General features: G+C 69.8%; 18 protein-coding genes. 14 read left to right on the top strand and 4 right to left on the bottom strand.

All coding sequences use genetic code 11. The features are described 5' to 3' along the window. Together BJF85_RS28190 and BJF85_RS21880 are read left to right on the top strand one after the other, a co-directional pair. The coding region (locus BJF85_RS28190) for an HNH endonuclease signature motif containing protein (RefSeq protein WP_187346953.1) at nucleotides 1–633 on the top strand (633 nt) is incomplete at its 5' end. A gap of 199 nt (nucleotides 634–832) precedes the next feature. Then, nucleotides 833–1,192, top strand: coding sequence for a DUF3817 domain-containing protein (locus BJF85_RS21880; RefSeq protein ID WP_075849925.1), 360 nt, complete (start codon nucleotides 833–835; stop codon nucleotides 1,190–1,192). A 56-nt stretch (nucleotides 1,193–1,248) separates the two neighbouring features. Here BJF85_RS21880 and BJF85_RS21875 read toward each other — a convergent pair whose 3' ends face one another. Further along, complete coding sequence (locus BJF85_RS21875) at nucleotides 1,249–1,752, bottom strand: MarR family winged helix-turn-helix transcriptional regulator (protein ID WP_075849921.1); 504 nt, start codon at nucleotides 1,750–1,752, stop codon at nucleotides 1,249–1,251. Nucleotides 1,753–1,815: 63 nt separating this feature from the next. On the opposite strand from BJF85_RS21875, the gene BJF85_RS21870 reads away from it, so the two are divergent. Both BJF85_RS21870 and trxA read left to right on the top strand, forming a co-directional pair. Continuing rightward, on the top strand, nucleotides 1,816–2,127 hold the full coding sequence (locus tag BJF85_RS21870) for a thiamine-binding protein (protein WP_075849920.1): 312 nt from the start codon (nucleotides 1,816–1,818) through the stop codon (nucleotides 2,125–2,127). Between the two features lie 86 nt (nucleotides 2,128–2,213). After that, nucleotides 2,214–3,200, top strand: coding sequence for a thioredoxin (gene trxA / locus BJF85_RS21865; RefSeq protein ID WP_075849924.1), 987 nt, complete (start codon nucleotides 2,214–2,216; stop codon nucleotides 3,198–3,200). A gap of 94 nt (nucleotides 3,201–3,294) precedes the next feature. Here trxA and BJF85_RS31685 read toward each other — a convergent pair whose 3' ends face one another. Together BJF85_RS31685 and BJF85_RS21860 are read right to left on the bottom strand one after the other, a co-directional pair. After that, the gene (locus BJF85_RS31685) at nucleotides 3,295–3,423 is read right to left on the bottom strand and encodes a hypothetical protein (RefSeq protein ID WP_369822264.1); all 129 of its coding nucleotides are present in this window, start codon (nucleotides 3,421–3,423) and stop codon (nucleotides 3,295–3,297) included. Beyond that, on the bottom strand, nucleotides 3,423–4,739 hold the full coding sequence (locus BJF85_RS21860) for a neutral zinc metallopeptidase (protein ID WP_369822263.1): 1,317 nt from the start codon (nucleotides 4,737–4,739) through the stop codon (nucleotides 3,423–3,425). The genes BJF85_RS31685 and BJF85_RS21860 overlap by 1 nt, the downstream gene beginning before the upstream one ends. Before the next feature lie 153 nt (nucleotides 4,740–4,892). Between BJF85_RS21860 and glgP the strand changes: the two genes are divergently transcribed. From glgP to BJF85_RS21810, 10 genes are all read left to right on the top strand, one after another. Continuing rightward, on the top strand, nucleotides 4,893–7,448 hold the full coding sequence (gene glgP, locus BJF85_RS21855; RefSeq protein WP_075849919.1) for an alpha-glucan family phosphorylase: 2,556 nt from the start codon (nucleotides 4,893–4,895) through the stop codon (nucleotides 7,446–7,448). An 88-nt stretch (nucleotides 7,449–7,536) separates the two neighbouring features. Further along, nucleotides 7,537–8,367: an ABC transporter ATP-binding protein gene (locus BJF85_RS21850; RefSeq protein WP_255375839.1), complete on the top strand. Its 831-nt coding sequence runs from the start codon at nucleotides 7,537–7,539 to the stop codon at nucleotides 8,365–8,367. Nucleotides 8,368–8,439: 72 nt separating this feature from the next. Next, a complete protein-coding gene (locus tag BJF85_RS21845; protein WP_075849917.1) occupies nucleotides 8,440–9,219 on the top strand; it encodes an enoyl-CoA hydratase/isomerase family protein in 780 nt (259 codons plus the stop codon). Nucleotides 9,220–9,224: 5 nt separating this feature from the next. Next, entirely contained in the window at nucleotides 9,225–10,223 is a 999-nt protein-coding gene (locus BJF85_RS21840; RefSeq protein WP_255375838.1) for a class I SAM-dependent methyltransferase, read from the top strand. A 12-nt stretch (nucleotides 10,224–10,235) separates the two neighbouring features. Further along, nucleotides 10,236–11,414: an SAM-dependent methyltransferase gene (locus BJF85_RS21835; RefSeq protein ID WP_075849916.1), complete on the top strand. Its 1,179-nt coding sequence runs from the start codon at nucleotides 10,236–10,238 to the stop codon at nucleotides 11,412–11,414. A 42-nt stretch (nucleotides 11,415–11,456) separates the two neighbouring features. Continuing rightward, nucleotides 11,457–12,368 carry a DUF2268 domain-containing protein gene (locus BJF85_RS21830; RefSeq protein WP_075849915.1) on the top strand — a complete coding sequence of 304 codons (912 nt, stop codon included), beginning with the start codon at nucleotides 11,457–11,459 and terminating at the stop codon, nucleotides 12,366–12,368. A gap of 116 nt (nucleotides 12,369–12,484) precedes the next feature. After that, nucleotides 12,485–13,027, top strand: a complete 543-nt coding sequence (locus BJF85_RS21825) for a toxin-antitoxin system HicB family antitoxin (protein WP_075849914.1) — start codon at nucleotides 12,485–12,487, stop codon at nucleotides 13,025–13,027. A gap of 128 nt (nucleotides 13,028–13,155) precedes the next feature. Next, nucleotides 13,156–14,001, top strand: coding sequence for a DUF4097 family beta strand repeat-containing protein (locus tag BJF85_RS21820; protein ID WP_075849913.1), 846 nt, complete (start codon nucleotides 13,156–13,158; stop codon nucleotides 13,999–14,001). Between the two features lie 10 nt (nucleotides 14,002–14,011). Continuing rightward, on the top strand, nucleotides 14,012–15,004 hold the full coding sequence (locus BJF85_RS21815; RefSeq protein WP_075849912.1) for an ATP-binding cassette domain-containing protein: 993 nt from the start codon (nucleotides 14,012–14,014) through the stop codon (nucleotides 15,002–15,004). After that, nucleotides 15,004–15,813, top strand: a complete 810-nt coding sequence (locus tag BJF85_RS21810) for an ABC transporter permease (RefSeq protein ID WP_075849911.1) — start codon at nucleotides 15,004–15,006, stop codon at nucleotides 15,811–15,813. The genes BJF85_RS21815 and BJF85_RS21810 overlap by 1 nt, the downstream gene beginning before the upstream one ends. 149 nt (nucleotides 15,814–15,962) lie before the next feature. Here BJF85_RS21810 and BJF85_RS21805 read toward each other — a convergent pair whose 3' ends face one another. Beyond that, entirely contained in the window at nucleotides 15,963–17,186 is a 1,224-nt protein-coding gene (locus BJF85_RS21805) for an HNH endonuclease signature motif containing protein (protein ID WP_075849910.1), read from the bottom strand. Between the last annotated feature and the right edge of the window lie 185 nt (nucleotides 17,187–17,371).

The following is a 17,371-nucleotide window of genomic DNA, read 5'->3' as shown; positions in this document are numbered from 1 at the left end:
AAGAAGGGCGAGTCCCGCACCCTTGAGCAGCTCCGCACTGATATCGCCGTCGACCTGCTGTTGGGCAACGATCCTGGTGCGCAGGTCCCTCAGGCTGCAGCCATGGTCTATCTACACATGCCCGTCGACACTGCGTTGTCGATCTCCGAGACCGGGGTTGAGCTGGACGGCTACGGGCCCATCCCCGGAGCACTCGGCCGAGAGATCATGGCCAACCCCAACAGCGTGCTGCGCAAAGTCCTCTGTGATCCGGGTACCGGTGATCCGGTCGATTTGGGTCGGTCGCGGTATCGACCCACTACCACCCTCCGCGAAGCCATCCGCGTGCGTGACCGGGAGTGCACCATCCCCTGGTGCCGACGTCCCGCACGCCACTGCGACACCGACCACCTCCAAGAATGGGCCCGCGACCACGGACCCACCTCACTGGCCAACCTGGCAGCACGGTGCCGACGGCACCACCGCATGAAGAACACACCCGGCTGGACCACCCGCCACGACCCCACCCACGGCACCACCACGGTCACCACACCCCTCGGACGCACCCACACCGGCGAGCGCACATCCATCCTGGCCCCGAATACCCTGCCGCCGACACCGAAACCACCACTGCCCGACGAGCCGCCGTTCTGAATCGAGGAGACCTCGAAAAACATCCTCGATGTCCGGAATTGTCACGGGGTGTTGTGACCTGTCCTGCACTTGGGTAGCCGCGGTGGTGAGGACGGTCACGGAACGCCAGGGGATGCTGCGCGTCCGAGTGGTCGTTGCCGTATACAGAAAGTGAAGGAGTCGCCGCCCGGGCGACACCGACGAAGTGGAGGAGGAACCGTTGTCGAACAAGGCCGCCGTCTTGTTCCGCGTGGTCGCCGTGGCCGAGGCGCTCTCGTGGGCTGGCCTGCTGATCGGCATGTTCCTGAAGTACGTCGTCCAGCTCGGTGAGGGCGGCGTGCCCGTCCTGGGTGCCGTGCACGGCGCACTGTTCGTGCTCTACATCGTCGTGGCGCTGGGCGTCGCCAAGCCGCTCGGCTGGAACTTCCGCACCCTCACGCTCGCCGTGCTCGCCAGCATCCCGCCCCTGTTCACCTGGTGGTTCGAGGCCTGGGCACTGCGCCGCGGCAAGCTCGACGGACCGCAGCACATCGAACACGGCGGCACGTCGCTGTTCGTGCGCGGCACCGCCAACGCCTGACCGGCGCCACCGAACCCACGCGCTGAGTCGACCCCGCCGCCTGTGTGGTGGTGGGGTCACTCCTCGGCGAAATCGCCGGCCGCCTTACGCACGCGGGTCAACAACTCGGTCAGCTGTCCCGTCTGCCGATCGGTCAACCCGACCAAACCGAAATCGATGTCGGTGACCGACTTCGTCGCCGCCTCATAACGCTCGCGGCCCGCGTCGGTGATCTCCACCAACGTCGTCCGTCGATCCGTCGGATGCGGCAACCGCTTGACCAGCCCGTCCTTCTCCAACCGGTCGACGATGTTGGTCACGCTCGTCGGATGCAACTGCAACCGCTCACCCATCACGCGCATCGGCAACGCCCCACGCTGCGAGAACGTCAACAACACCAGCGCCTCGTACCGCGCGAACGTCAACCCCTGCGTCTTCAACGCCCCGTCGACCGCGGACTGCACAATCTGCTGCACCCGCATCACACCGGTGACCGCAGCCATCGTCCCGGACGGCCCGATGCGCTCCTCCCACAACTGCGCCGCACGGGCGATCGGGTCGAACGGCAACGGACGGTTCATGGCGACCGAAGTTAGCAGCGAGCACGCTTCCCGCCCGCACCCGCCTCAGGCACGCTGGACGACATGATCGTCGCATTCAGCGTCAGCCCGGCCGGGTCCCCTGACGGCGAAGCCGACGGCGGAGTGAGCGAAGCCGTCTCCCGCGCCGTCCGCGTCGTCCGCGAATCCGGGCTCCCACACCGCACCAGCTCCATGTTCACCGAGATCGAAGGCGACTGGGACGAGGTCATGGACGTCGTCAAACGCGCCGTCGACGCCGCAGGCGAAGGCGCCGCCCGCGTCGGCCTCGTCCTCAAGGCCGACATCCGCCCCGGCTACACCGACCAGCTCGACGCCAAGATCGCCCGCGTCGAACAACACCTCCGCGACCGGTGAACGGCGCGGCCGGACGGCGCGGAGCTGCGGATTCGCTAGGATTCCACCGGTAACGAACATCTCCGCAGTCCGTGCAGGATGGAACCGTGACACAGCCACGCAACACGCCAGGGGGACCGGGAGCGCTCTCCGGAGCCGTCGACCTGTCCGGTCTGAAGCAGCGCGCCGAAGCGACGAAACAACAACCCGCGTCCCCGCCGGCCGGCGGGGACACCGCGCAGCCGCCCGGCAGCGCCGGCGCCCCCGGCGACGCGGCCCCCGGCCCCGCCGTCTTCGACGTCACCGAGGCGAGCTTCCAAACCGACGTCGTCGACCGCTCCATGGAACGGCTGGTCGTCGTCGACCTGTGGGCCGAATGGTGCGGCCCGTGCAAACAGCTCAGCCCCGTGCTCGAGAAGCTCGCCGCCGAATCGGGCGGCGCGTGGGTCCTGGCGAAGGTCGACGTCGACGCCAACCCGCGCATCTCCCAACTGTTCGGCGTGCAGTCGATCCCGACGATCGTCGCGATCGCCGGCGGCCAGCCGGTCGACGCGTTCTCCGGCGCGCTGCCCGAACCGGAGATCAAACAGTGGCTGGACCGGCTGCTCGAGGCGCTGCGCGACAAGCTCCCCGGCATCCGCGCCGCAGCCGAGGGCGATAGCGCCGAACCGGCCGAGGAACCCGAGGACGAACGGTTCACCGCAGCCGAGGACGCATTCGCCCGCGGCGACCTCGCCGCGGCCGAAGCGGCCTACCAGCAGATCCTCGACGCCGAACCCGCCAACGAACAGGCCAAGGCCGCGCTGAACCAGGTGCGGTTCGCGGCCCGCGCCGGCCAGGCCGACGCCTCGGTCATCGCCAAGGCCGACGCCGACCCGTCCGACCTCGATGTACAGCTCGCCGCCGCCGACCAGGAAGTCGCGGCCCAGCAGGTCGACGCCGCCTTCGGTCGTCTCATCGACGTCGTCCGTCGCAGCGCCGGCGACGACCGAGACCGCGCCCGCGAGCACCTCGTCGGCCTGTTCGAGCTGTTCGACCCCGCCGACGAACGCATCGCCAAGGCTCGCCGCGACCTCGCGAGCGCCCTGTTCTGACCGGCCCGCAGCGTTCCGACGCCGACCACAGCGGCCGCGGACACCGACAGGCCCGTGGAGCAACGCTCCACGGGCCTGTCGTACGTTCGACCGCTCAGTTGTAGTTCTCGCTGCAGATCTGCGAACCCTCGAAGAAACCGTTGCGCAACGCCTCGATACGCGCGAAACCGTTCGCCACCTGGTGGCCCTCGATATCGGCCGCCAACATGCTGCGCGGCTGCATCAACTCGGCGATCGCCTCGTCCAGATCACCGGGGGAGAGGTAGATCCCCTCCCCGTCCTCACTGTTGGTGTAGTCGGCCCACGCACCCACCAGGCACGCCGTCCGCAAACCCGCCTGGGCGCCTGTCGTCGGGGCACCGACGCCCTTCTGGATGCCCTGCACGTACCGGGACGCGACCTCCGAGAACGCCGCGAAATCGCCCAGCCCCGCGTTCGGCGACTCCTGACCGGCGCGTCGGCCTGAAGATCGGCGGGCTGGCCGATCTCCTGGAGCGTCGCCATGTCCATGTTCACCTCGTTGGCGTCCTCGCAGAACGACACCGGCGGGGTGGACACGCCGCTGTTGCACGTGCCGTCGCCCTCGACCAGCTTCGGCGGCTCCACCCCGGCGCCGGAGAACGCGGCGTCGAGGCTGCGCTGCACGTACCCCATCGTCGTCATGTTGATCGGCGCCTCACCCTGCGTCGCACGGTCGGCGGCATTGCGGAACGGAACCTCGGTGATGCGTTCCTCCGCCTCGGCCTGGTCGATGTCGGCGCACCGCGCGGCGCCCTCCTCGAACCCGAGCTGCACCGCGTACGTCCGGTCGAACCCGGAACCGTGCGCGCCGTCATGGGTGAAATCGGTGCCCGCGGGATCGCGGATCATGAACAGGGCACCGAGCACCTCGTTCAGCCCGTCCGAGGTCGACAGTTCGAAGTAGTCGCTGTTGCCCTCCGCGATCCAGCGCATGTGCGCGCCCATGAAACAGTCCGCCTGCTGTTCCTTGACGATCGTCGACGTCGAGTCGTCGATCCCGGCCTTCTCCCCGAGCCGGGTCTGCACCGCGTGGCCGTACTCGTGGGAGATCACCGCGGTCACGGCCATCGGTCCGAACTTGTCGTTGAGCAACGGCATCAGCACGCCGCGGTCCCACGCGACCATGTCGTTGAGCGGACAGTAGAAGGCGTTCATCCCGAGCTGGCTGGTGTTCGCACCGCACACGTCGATGCTGTCGGTCTCCGGGTTGTAGGACAGCAACTCCTCGACGTGCTCGAACGGCTCGTCGAAGTCCTGCGGCTTGACCTCGTCCCAGTAGTCGGTGGTGTCGGCGGCCGAGGCCAGCGCCAACTGGTCGACGTCCTCGTCGGTGATCCCTTGGGCCCGCAGATCCGGTTCGGGCGCGTTCTCCTTGAGTCCGCTCTCGAAATGCGTCACCGGAAGGCCCGCGACGTCGCCCTCGGTCTGCAGTTCCCCCTCGACCCGCTCACCCGCGCAGGCGGTCAGCACCAGCGCGGCGGCGGTGCACGCCGCAGCGACCCGGACCGTTGTGCGCACACCGCGCCCCCCAGTGATCATGGGTGCACTGTACTGATTCGAGTCGAGCCGGTGCGCCGGATCGCGACGAACTGCGCCGAACGTGCGATCGCCGGCGCCGCCGCGCACGGCCCCCACGGAGCGCGCCGACGATCAAGTAGGTTGAATCGCACCATGAGAGCAGTCCGCCGCTTCACGGTGCACGCGCGCGTACCGGACCAGCTCGCCGGGCTCACGGCGCTGGCCACCAACCTGCGCTGGACCTGGCATCCGCCCACTCGCGACCTGTTCGCGTCGATGGACGACCCGTTGTTCCGCAGGATCCGCGACCCGCTCCGGATGCTCACCGAGATGCCCGGCGGCAGGCTCGAGGAGTTCGCGCGGGACGAGGACTTCCTCGCGCGCACCCGCGCCGCCGTCGACGACCTGCACCGGTACCTCACCGAACCGCGTTGGTACCAGCGCCTGGCCGAACAGCACGAACGGGTGCCGGCCGCGATCGCCTACTTCTCCATGGAGTTCGGCGTGCACGAGGCGTTGCCGAACTACTCGGGCGGGCTGGGCGTGCTCGCCGGCGACCACCTGAAGGCCGCGTCCGACCTCGGGGTGCCGATCATCGGCGTGGGCCCGCTGTACCGCGCGGGCTACTTCCGCCAGTCGCTCTCGCTCGACGGCTGGCAGGTCGAGCACTACCCGGTCATCGACCCGGACGGACTGCCGCTCGAACTGGTCACCGAACCGTCCGGGCAGCCCGCGTTGGTCGACGTCGCCATGCCCGGCGGGCGCAGGCTGCACGCGCAGGTGTGGAAGGCCAGCGTGGGCCGGGCCGTGCTGCTGTTGCTCGACACCGACGTCGACGGCAACGACGACGACCTGCGCCGCACCACCGACCGGCTCTACGGCGGCGACGCCGACCACCGGATCCGGCAGGAGATCCTCGCCGGCATCGGCGGTATGCGGGCCGTGCGGCGCTACTGCGAGCTCACCGGCCACCCGCAGCCCGAGGTGTTCCACACCAACGAGGGACACGCGGGTTTCCTGGGTCTGGAACGCGCCAACGAGATCCTCGGCGAACGGGAGTTGGCGTTCGACGAGGTGCTGCCCGCGGTGCGGGCGGGCACGGTGTTCACCACGCACACGCCCGTGCCCGCCGGCATCGACCGGTTCCCCGTCGACCTCGTGCAGCACTACTTCGGCGACGGCGCGCTGCTGCCGAACGTCGACCCGCGGCGCATCGTCGCGCTCGGCGCCGAGGAGAACCCGGGCATGTTCAACATGGCCCACATGGGGTTGCGCCTCGCGCAGCGCGCCAACGGCGTCTCCGCCCTGCACGGGCGCGTGTCACGGCGGATGTTCGCCGGACTGTGGCCCGGGTTCGACGACGACGAGGTGCCCGTGCGGTCGGTCACCAACGGCGTCCACGGCCCGACGTGGGTCGCGCGCGAGATGACCGCGCTGCTCGGCGGCAACGACGAGGAATGGGGACACGAGGGCGACGGCGACGGCAGGCGGATCGCCTCCGACGTCAGCGACGAACAGCTGTGGGAGCTGCGCAGGGAACTGCGCACGAACCTCGTCGGCGAGGTGCGCCGGCGCGCACGCGAGGCGTGGACCCAGCGTGGGGCGTCGCCGCTCGAACTCGGCTGGACCGACCAGATCTTCGACCCCGACGTGCTGACGATCGGCTTCGCCCGCCGCGTGCCGACCTACAAGCGCCTGACGTTGATGTTGCGCGATCCGGAACGACTGCGCGCCCTGCTGCTCGACCGGCAGCGTCCGATCCAGATCGTGGTGGCCGGCAAGTCGCATCCGGCCGACGAGGGCGGCAAGGCGCTGATCCAGCAGATCGTCCGGTTCATCGACGACGACCCGGAGGTGCGCCGGCGCATCGTGTTCCTGCCGGACTACGGCATGTCCATGGCGCGCTACCTCTATCGCGGATGCGACGTGTGGCTCAACAACCCGACGCGCCCGCTGGAGGCGTGCGGCACGTCGGGGATGAAGGCTGCGCTCAACGGCTGTCTGAACCTGTCGATCCGCGACGGCTGGTGGGACGAGTTCTACGACGGCTCCAACGGCTGGGCCATCCCCACAGCCGACGGGGTCACCGATCCGCTGCAGCGCGACGATCTCGAGGCGGCCGCGCTCTACGACCTGATCGGCCAGCAGATCGCGCCGCTGTTCTACGACCGCGACGAACACGGCGTGCCGCGGGGCTGGATGTCGCGGGTGTGGCACACGCTGCGCACCCTCGGTCCCAACGTGCAGGCCTCGCGGATGGTGCGCGAGTACGTCGAGTCCTACTACCTGCCCGCCGCCGCGATGGGCGCCGAGGCCGCCGCCGACGACTACGCCGGTGCCCGCGGACTCGCCGCCTACCGCACGCGGATCGACACGACCTGGCCGCGGGTGCGGATCGCCGACACCGAACTCGTCGCCGACGGTGCCGACACCCTGGTCGTCGGCGGGGACGTGCGGGTGCGCGCCCACGTCGACCTGGCCGGACTCGACGCCGACGAGGTCGAGGTCCAGGCCGTGGTCGGCCGGGTCGGCGACACCGACGACCTGCAGGACGTGGTGCACGTGCCGCTGCAGCAGGTCGAGCGCGGCGTGTTCGAGGCCCGTCTGCGGCTGCCGCATGCGGGCGCCCTCGGCTACACGGTGCGGGTGCTGCCCCGGCACCGGCTGCTCGACAGCCCCGCCGAACTCGGCCGCATCGCCGTGGCGTGACGGCGCGCGACACGGGTCACTCACGCGTGTGACCCGTGTCGCGGGCCCACACGTCGCACTCGCGCGCGCGTCGGCGACAATGTGCACCGTGAACGCGGCGCACGAGCACACACACGACGACGGACCGGACAACCTCGAGGATCTGGTGATCCACACCTCGGGCGTCGAGGTGCGACGGAGCGGCAACAAGCTGCTCTCGGACGTCGACTGGTCCGTCGAACTCGACGAACGCTGGGTGATTCTGGGGCCCAACGGCGCGGGCAAGACCACGCTGCTGAAGCTGGCCGCGGCCGAGCTGCACCCGACCGCGGGCACGGTGCACGTGCTGGGGGAGCGGATCGGCCGCACCGACGTGTTCGAGCTGCGCACGCGCATCGGCTTCACCTCGGCCGCCGTCAACGGACGGGTGCCGGCCGACGAGAAGGTCCGCGACGTCGTGGTGAGCGCTGGCTACGCCGTGATGGGCCGCTGGCGCGAACGCTACGACGAGCTCGACACCGAACGTGCCGACGAGCTGCTCGCCGCGCTCGGCATCGCGCACCTGGCGAATCGGGAGTACGGCACGCTGTCGGAAGGCGAACGCAAGCGCACCCTCATCGCGCGGGCGCAGATGACCGACCCGGAGCTGGTGCTGCTCGACGAGCCCGCCGCCGGCCTGGACCTCGGCAGCCGCGAGGACCTCGTGTCCCGTCTGTCGGACCTGGCGCTGGACCCCGACGCCCCGGCGATGGTGCTGGTGACCCACCACGTCGAGGAGATCCCGCCCGGCTTCACCCACGCGCTGCTGCTCGCCGAGGGCCGCATCGTCGCCGGTGGGCTGCTCGACGACGTGCTGACGGCCGAGAACCTGTCGGCTACGTTCGGCCAGGACCTCGTGCTGGAGCGTTCGGGTGATCGCTTCTTCGCGCGGCGCAGGTAATGTCGCACTGACTACCGGTCGGTAACCTCCCGGTCGGCACGCACGACGAACAAGGCGTTCAAGGAGGAAGGCGTGGGCGAGTTCGTACGACTCGAGGTCGAGGCAGGCGTCGGCACCATCAGGCTGGATCGGCCCCCGGTCAACGCGCTGAACAACCAGGTGCAGCGGGAGCTCGCCGAGGCCGCGAAGGAGGCGACCGAGCGGGACGACGTCCGCGCCGTGATCCTCTACGGCGGTGAGAAGACGTTCGCGGGCGGCGCCGACATCAAGGAGATGGCGGCCAAGTCCTACGTCGAGATCAACAAGTTCGGTGCCGAGCTGCAGGCCTCCCTGGCCGCGCTCGCCGAGCTGCCGAAGCCGACCGTCGCGGCCGTCACCGGCTACGCCCTCGGCGGCGGGCTCGAACTGGCCATGACCGCCGACCGTCGCGTCATCGGCGACAACGTCAAGGTCGGCCAGCCCGAGATCCAGCTGGGCATCATCCCCGGCGCCGGCGGCACGCAGCGGCTCACGCGCCTGGTCGGACCGAGCAAGGCCAAGGACATCGTCTACACGGGACGGTTCGTCAAGGCCGAGGAGGCGCTGTCGATCGGACTGGTCGACGAGGTCGTCGCGCCCGACGAGGTGTACTCCGCGGCGCACAAGTGGGCCGCACAGTTCGCCAACGGCCCCGCCGTGGCGCTGAAGGCCGCGAAGGCCGCCATCGACGGCGGGCAGGATCTCGACCTGCGCAACGCGCTGAAGCTGGAGACCCAGCTGTTCACGGCGCTGTGGGCGACCGAGGACCAGGCGACCGGGATGCAGTCGTTCATCGAGAACGGCCCCGGCAAGGCCGAATTCACGGGGAAGTGACGAGCGTGTCCGACTCGACGATCCCGTCCGGCTCCCCCGAGGACCCGGCACCGAACCCGCACGCGAGCGCCGAAGAGGTGCAGGCCGCCTACGGTGACCCGAAGCTCGCGAACGTGCTCTACCACGACTGGGAGGCCGGCACCTACGACGAGAAGTGGTCGATCTCCTACGACGAGCGCTGCATCTCGTATGCCACCGACGTGTTCGAGGCCGTCGCCGGGCAGGCTGGCCAGCCGTACCCGACGGCGATGGAACTCGGCAGCGGAACCGGCTTCTTCCTGCTGAACCTGATGCAGGGCGGGGTCATCAAGCAGGGGTCGGTGACCGACCTGTCGCCGGGCATGGTCGAGGTCGCGCTCCGCAACGCGCAGCAGCTCGGCCTCGACGTCGACGGCCGCGTCGCCGACGCGGAGCGCATCCCGTACGACGACGACAGCTTCGACCTCGTCATCGGCCACGCGGTGCTGCACCACATCCCGGACGTCGAGGCCTCGCTGCGCGAGGTGCTGCGGGTGCTCAAGCCGGGTGGGCGGTTCGTGTTCGCCGGCGAGCCGACGAAGGTCGGCGACTTCTACGCCCGCAAGCTCGGTCAGCTGACGTGGTGGCTCACCACGAACGTGACCAAGCTGCCCGGGCTGGGCGGGTGGCGCAGGCCGCAGGCCGAGCTCGACGAGTCCTCCCGTGCCGCGGCCCTCGAGGCCGTGGTCGACCTGCACACGTTCGACCCGTCGGAGCTCGAGCGCATGTCGCGGTCGGCCGGTGCGGTCGAGGTCAAGGCCGTCACCGAGGAGTTCAGCGCGGCGTTGGCGGGCTGGCCGATCCGCACCGTCGAGGCGGCGGTGCCGGAGGAGAAGATCTCCCTGCGCTGGCGGTGGTTCGCCTACAAGCTGTGGCTCCAACTGTCCGCTGTGGACAAGAAGCTGCTGTCGAAGGTGTTGCCGCGCGAGCTGTTCTACAACGTGATGCTCACGGGCACGAAGCCGGCCGCGGCCACCGAGGCGTAGGCAGCACGAGCGTTGCCGTACGCGTTCACCCTCGACGACGTCGCGTTCCTCGCCTCGGCCGACGGCGAGCAGGCCGTCGCCGACTGCGCGAGCCTGCCGCTGACGAACGCGAGTCGGCTGTCCGATGTGGCCACCGCGCGGCGCGTCGTGGGTGAACGCTATGCCGCGGTGCTGGAAACCGCGGTGCTGCGTCGGAAAGCGGAGTCCAAACTGGACGAGGCGCACTCGTGGTTGCTTTCCGGCGACGCGCTGCAGCAGGCGAGCGCGTCGCCGGTCGCGCGGTATCGGGCGCGGCGGCTCGCGGGCCGCGACGTCCACGACGTGACGTGCTCGATCGGCGCCGACCTGGTTCCACTGGCCGCCACGGCGGACTCGTGCGTCGGCTCCGACCTCGACGAGGTGCGACTGGCGATGGCCGGCCACAACGCGGCAGGGGCCGGGGTGGCGCCGCTGCTCGTGCGGGCCGATGCGTTGGCACCGGTGACTCGCGAGGGTGTCGTCGTCGCCGATCCGGCACGGCGGGACTCCTCGGGCCGGCGCACGTGGAAACCGGCCGATTTCGTGCCCGCGCTCGACGAGCTCGCCGACGTCCACGCAGGGCGGGACCTCGTCGTGAAATGCGCACCGGGCCTGGATCCGTCGGTCGCCCCGTGGGCGCGGGAGGTCGAGCTCGTCTCGTTGGACGGGCAGGTGCGGGAGTCGTGCCTGTGGAGCGAGGGCCTCGCCACGGCAGGCAGGCGGGCGACGGTGCTGCGCGGCGACGGTACGGAGTGGACGATCACCGACGGCGAACCCGACGACGTCCCGGCGGCCGAACCGGGCCAGTGGCTGATCGACCCGGACGGCGCCGTCGTGCGGGCGGGCCTGGTGCGCCAGTACGCGGCGCGGCACGGGCTGTGGCAGCTCGACGAACGCATCGCGTATCTCACCGGTGACACGCCGCCGCCCGGGGTGCGCGCGTTCCGGGTGCTGGAGTTCGGGCGGTACAGCGAGAAGGAACTCAGGGCCACGTTGCGGCGGCGCGACATCGGCCGGGTGGAGATCCTCGTCCGCGGGCTGGACGTCGACCCGAACACGTTGCGGCGCAGGCTCAAACCGTCCGGACCGGCGGAGGCGAGCGTCGTGCTGACCCGCATCGGCCGCACGCCCACGGCGTTCGTGTGCGAGGCCGAGCGCATCCCGGATCGGTAAAAACGGTCGCAGGCACCGATGCGGCGGTCTACGGTCACGATCATGCAGATCGTCGTCCACGACACCGTGTCCCAGCTCGAGGAGCTGCTCACCCGTCCGATCGAGCAGCGGCCCGATGCGTTGCGGGAGATCCTCGAGCCGTTGACCGGCATGTTCGCGACCATCGGCGTGCCGATGCGCGGCGACGAGTCGATGCCGTTCGACGCGGTGGCGATGCACACCGCCGGCGGGTCGGGGTTCCCGCTGGACCGCGACGACGACCGGTTGTCGGCGGCGCTCGAGCTGATGCGCGAACGGGACGTGCTCGGCGGGATGCGCCGGGCACTGGCCGAGGCGTGGGCGCACCAGCTGGCGGCGACGCCGGACATCGCCCACCCCGACGAGCTGCACGTCGTCACCGTGCTCGGCAACCCGGACGACGACCATCTGCTCGAGCGCAGCGGCGGATACCTCGGCTTCGGCGGCATTCCCGGTTTCGTGCACCTGACGGTGTGGCCCGACACCTCGACGGTCGACCGGCTGGCGTACTGCGCGGTGCACGAGCTGAACCACAACATGCGCTACGCCAACGTCGTGTGGAACCCGGAGACAGTGACGGTGGGGGAGCAGTCGGTCGGTGAGGGTCTGGCGGAGGCGTTCGTCGGCGAGCTGTACGGACCCGACGCGATGGGCGTGTGGTCGACGAGGCTCACCGGTGCGGCGTACGAGCAGGCAGAGGTGAAACTGCTGGCCGACATCGATGTCGCGGGCCAGTGGAACCTCACGCCGTACGTGCACGGCGACGCGACCGCGGTGCGCATGGGCCAGGAGCCGGTGGGTCTGCCGGACCATGCCGGGTACGCGGTCGGGCGGCGCATCGTGGAGCGCCACTGCGCCGCGAGCGGCCGCACGGTCGCCGAGAGCACGGCCCTCCCGTTGGAGGAGATCCTCGTCAACGCCGGCGTGCGCGGATAGTCACACCCCGGGTCTGAGCCACCCGTGCGCCACCATGAGCCGCGCCTGAGTCAGGGTGAGCCAAAGTTGGTGCCAATTACTTGCAGATGGCACTACAGTGATGCCATGATGGTGCCATGGACGTCACGCCGTATGTGGGCAACCTGGGCCGGGAGATCGCGAACCTCGCCGAAGTGCGGGGCGAGGAGGCGCGGGAGCTCGTCGAGCAGTTGAGCGGGCCGCTCGAGTCCGCGATCCGGATGACGCTGCTGGACGCGTTGTCCGCCGCCGCCGATGAGATCACCCGGGAGTTGGCGCCGGGGTCGGTGGAGCTCAGGTTGCGCGGACGGGAGCCGGAGTTCGTCGTGACACTCCCTGCCGAGCCGCAACACGACGGCGGTGCGGGGCAGGGCGCAGGCGACGGGCAGCCGGACGGCGGCCCGGTGTTCGCCGAGGACGGGCCGACCACGCGCATCAACGTCCGCCTGCCCGAACAGCTCAAGGCGGTGGTGGAAGAGGCCGCCGCCGAGGCCGGTCGCTCGGTCAACGCGTGGTTGGTGCGCGCCGCGGCGAATGCCGTCGCGAACGCCGAGCGAGGCAGGGGCGGTGACCCCGCACCGGGGCCGTCCCGCGACAACAACAGCCGTGGCCAACAGCGCTACACCGGCTGGGTGCGCTGACACCACAGCGCAGCGACACCGAACCGCAGCGACACCGAACCGGTCCCGGCGCCAGTCGCGGGGCCGTCCTCCATCACACATCGCTGACCTGCAGAGATGTGCTATCGACACGATTCGAGGGGACCACTATGCCCACCTACGACACACCCGGGCCGATCTCGGTCACGGTCGACATCGGCGCCACCGGCACGGTGCGGTTCATCGCGAGCGACCGCGTCGACACCAGCGCCGACATCGGACCCGTCGACGCGGCCGACGAGTCCGATGTGGATGCCGCACGCCAGGTTGATGTGGAGCTCTCCGGGGGTCAGCTGCGCATCAGCGGGCCGAAGGGTTACCTGGATTTCTCCCGGCGGAGCAGGCGGGTCGACGTGACGGTCGAACTGCCGTCCGGATCGGACGTCACCGGCAAGGTGCCCGCCGGGAACCTCGACTGCCAGGGCCGCTTCGGCGCGGTGCAGTGGAAGACCGGAGCAGGCAACATGCGGGTCGAGCAGGCAGCGCAGCTGCGCCTGCAGACCGGTGCCGGGCACCTGAACGTCGACGACGTCGACGACACCGCAGACATCCGCACCGGGTCCGGCCAGGTGAGCGTCGGCCGGGCCGGCGGCACCCTCGACGTCAAGAGCTCGAACGGCGACATCGACGTCGACGAGGCGGTTGGCCATGCACGGCTGCGCACGGCCAACGGCGCCATCCGTGTCGACCGGGCCGAGTCCGATGTGGATGTCAGGAGCGCGAACGGGCCGATCCGGATCGGGGAACTGGTGCGCGGGGCGACCACGCTCGGCACGTCCATGGGCGACCTCGAGATCGGTGTCGCCGAGGGCACGGCGGCGTGGGTGGACATGACGACGTCGTTCGGCACGCTGACCAACACGCTCTCCGGTGCGCCCCGTCCCGACGGGGCCGACAACACCGTCGAGGTGCGCGGAACCACGTCCTACGGCGACATCACGATCCGGCGCGCGTGAGGAGCGACCCATGACGACACACAAGCCGCCACAGAAGCCGACACAGGCACGGCATCAGGCACCGCCGGCCATTGAGGCCGTCGGACTGCGCAAGTCGTTCGGGGACGTCGCCGTGCTCGACGGTCTCGACCTCACCGTGCCGCGGGGAACCGTCTACGCGTTGCTCGGCGCGAACGGTGCGGGCAAGACGACCACCGTGAACATTCTGTCCACATTGATCACCGCGGACGGCGGTGGGGCGCGGGTCGCCGGGCACGACGTGGACCACGATCCGGACGGCGTGCGCGCCGCGATCGGTCTCACCGGCCAGTTCTCCGCCGTCGACTCGTTGCTGACCGGTGAGGAGAACCTCCGGTTGATGGCGGATCTGCACCACCTCGGCCGCGCCCCGGGCCGCAGCAGGGTGGCGGAGCTGCTCGAGCGCTTCGACCTGACCGAGGCGGCCGCCGCACCGGCGTCGACGTACTCGGGCGGGATGCGCAGGCGGCTCGACCTGGCGATGACCCTGGTGGGAGATCCGCAGGTGATCTTCCTCGACGAGCCGACGACCGGACTCGACCCGCGCAGCCGGCGGGAGATGTGGCGGATCGCAGGCGAGGTCGTGGCGGGCGGCGTCACGATCTTCCTGACCACGCAGTACCTCGAGGAGGCCGACGAGTTGGCCGACATGATCGGCGTGCTCGACCGCGGACGTCTGGTCGCCGAGGGCACCGCGGATGCGCTCAAGCGCCGGATCTCCGGCGGCCACATCCGGTTGAGTTTCGCCGCGCCGGCGGAGTTGGCTGCCGCCGTCCGGACGCTGGGCGACCGGGTGATCCGGGACGACGACGCACTCACGCTGCGTATGCCGAGCGATGGCGGTGCCGCGGCGTTGCGGGACCTCCTCGGCCGCCTCGACCGCGACGGCATCGACGTCGAGGACCTGTCGGTGCACCGGCCCGACCTGGACGACGTCTTCCTGGCGCTGACCGGACGTTCCCACGACGAGAAGGCAGGTTCGTGATGACCACGATCGATGTCCGAGGTGGACAGTTCTTTCCGCTGCGCGATTCGGCGACGATGTTGCGGCGCAACATCAAACGGATGGTGCGGTACCCGTCGATGACGGTGACGCTGATCGCGATGCCGGTGGTGTTCCTGTTGCTGTTCGTCTACGTCTTCGGCGATGCGATGGGCGCGGGCATCGCCGGCGCCGGTGCGGGGCGCGCCGAGTACGTCGAGTACGTCGTGCCCGCGATCGTGGTGATGACGATCGCCGCGGTCGTGCAGGGCACGGCGGTATCGGTGGCGATGGACATGACGGAGGGGCTGATCGCCCGGTTCCGCACCATGCACATCGCCAGGGTGTCGGTGCTGACCGGTCACGTGCTGGGCAGCGTGATCCAGAGCGTCGTCGCCCTCATGGCGGTGTTCGGGGTGGCGTTGCTGGTCGGTTTCCGCCCCAGCGCCGGAGTGGGCGCCTGGGTGGCCGTGACGGGCGTGCTGCTGTTCGTGACGTTCGCGCTGGTGTGGTTGGCGGTGGCCGCGGGCCAGGCGTCCTCGAGCGTGGAGACGGCCAGCAACGTGCTGATGCCGCTGATCCTGTTGCCGTTCCTCGGCAGCGGTTTCGTGCCGGCGGAGTCGATGCCGGCCGGGCTGCGCTGGTTCGCCGAGTACCAGCCGTTCACCCCGATCATCGAGACCGTGCGCGGGCTGCTGACGGGAACACCGGTGGGCGACCGGCTGTGGTGGGCGCTGGGCTGGGCCGCGGTGTGCGCGGTGGGCGGCTACCTGTGGTCGCGGAAACTGTTCAACCGTGAGGCGACCCGCTGAGCCCGACAGCTCAGGGGACAGCGGGTGATGGGCGGTCAGGATGCGTCGGCGCGGGGTGAGGCGGAGAACTCGGCTGCGGGGGTGCGGCCGGGCGGGTCCGATGTGGATGCCGATGATGGGGACGGTTGGTTCGGCGACAGGTCGCAGCGTTAGAACGGCGGTTCGTCGGGGTCAGGTGGTCGGCCGAGTGGTTGTTGGCCGGGCTGTTGGCCGGGTCGCGGTTGGCCGGGTGGCGGTTTCGGTGTCGGGGTGAGGACGGGTGTGCGCCATCCGGTGTGAATGGTGCCGAGTGGTGTGGTGACGGTGGTGGTGCCGTGGGTGGGGTTGTGGGTGGTGGTCCAGCCGGGGGTGCTTTTCATGCGGTGGTGTCGGCGGCAGCGTGCGGTGAGGTTGGTCAGGGAGGTGGGGCCGTTGTCGCGGGCCCATTCGCGTTCGTGGTCGGTATCGCAGTGTCGTGCTGGTCGGTGGCACCAGGGGATGACGCATTCGCGGTCGCGGACGCGCATGGTTTCGCGGAGAGTGGCGGTGGGCCGGTAGCGGGACCGGCCCAGGTCGACCGGGTCACCCGTGGCCGGGTCGCAGAGGACCTTCCGCCAGGTCGACTTGGGGTTGGTGGCGATCTCGCGCCCGATGGCGCCAGGGATCGGGCCGTAGCCGTCGAGTTCGGCGCCGGTTTCGGAGATCGACAAGGCGGTGTCGACGGGCATGTGCACGTAGACCACCGCGGCAACTTCGGGCGTCTTCGCGCCGGGGTCGTTGCCCAAGAGCAGGTCGGCGACCACGTCGGCCCGTAGTTGGTCATAGGTTCGCTTGTGACCATCACGCTTACGCTGCCGCGCCAACGAATCAACCCGCGCATAGCAAGCGGCAGCCACCTCGGACCGCATGGTGGTCACAATTCGCGACTGGCAGTTCTCCCCATGCTCGAGCGTCACCTTCCGGCCCTGGTCAGCCTTCTGAGCCCGCTCAACCCGACCAGCGGGATCGACCTTGTCGACGAGCCGCCGAACGGCCCGAACCAGGTTGTGCGGCAACCACATCGTCTCGGCCGCCGCAGCAAGCTTCTCGACCAACAGCGAGTCGACCTCGCGAGCCTGCGAGTCGGACAGCACACCGGTCACGTCCACAACCCGAGATGCGGCGTAGTACTCGACTTTCCCGTCGTCCATCAGTGACAGCAGTCGAGGCATCCGCGACACCAGCGAAACAGCGGTATGCACGCGTCCGAGAACAAACTCCCGCGAGGCCCGATACTCCGGAACAAGCGACTCGGCAAACCACGGCAACTCGCCCGGGTCCGACGGCGCAGCCGAGGCCAGAACCCTCATCTCCTCAGCATCAATCCGTGCCCGCCGCAAACGAAGCGACTGCACAGACTGGGCAAGAGAATCACCGCTGTTCACGGCCCCATGATACCAAACACCAGTTCGACAAACAACCAGCCGCCAGCCCGGTCCGTACCCGAGGTCGAGCGAAGCAAAGGCTCCCACCAAGCCCCGAAACGCAACCACCCACGAAACCCAAACAAACCTCGCCCCCGGAGTGTCATCCCGTCGAC

The organism is Saccharomonospora sp. CUA-673 (genome assembly GCF_001942305.1).
Lineage (GTDB): Bacteria > Actinomycetota > Actinomycetes > Mycobacteriales > Pseudonocardiaceae > Prauserella.
Note: the sequence above shows the minus strand (reverse complement) of the source record. Positions and strands in the feature narration are given on the sequence as shown.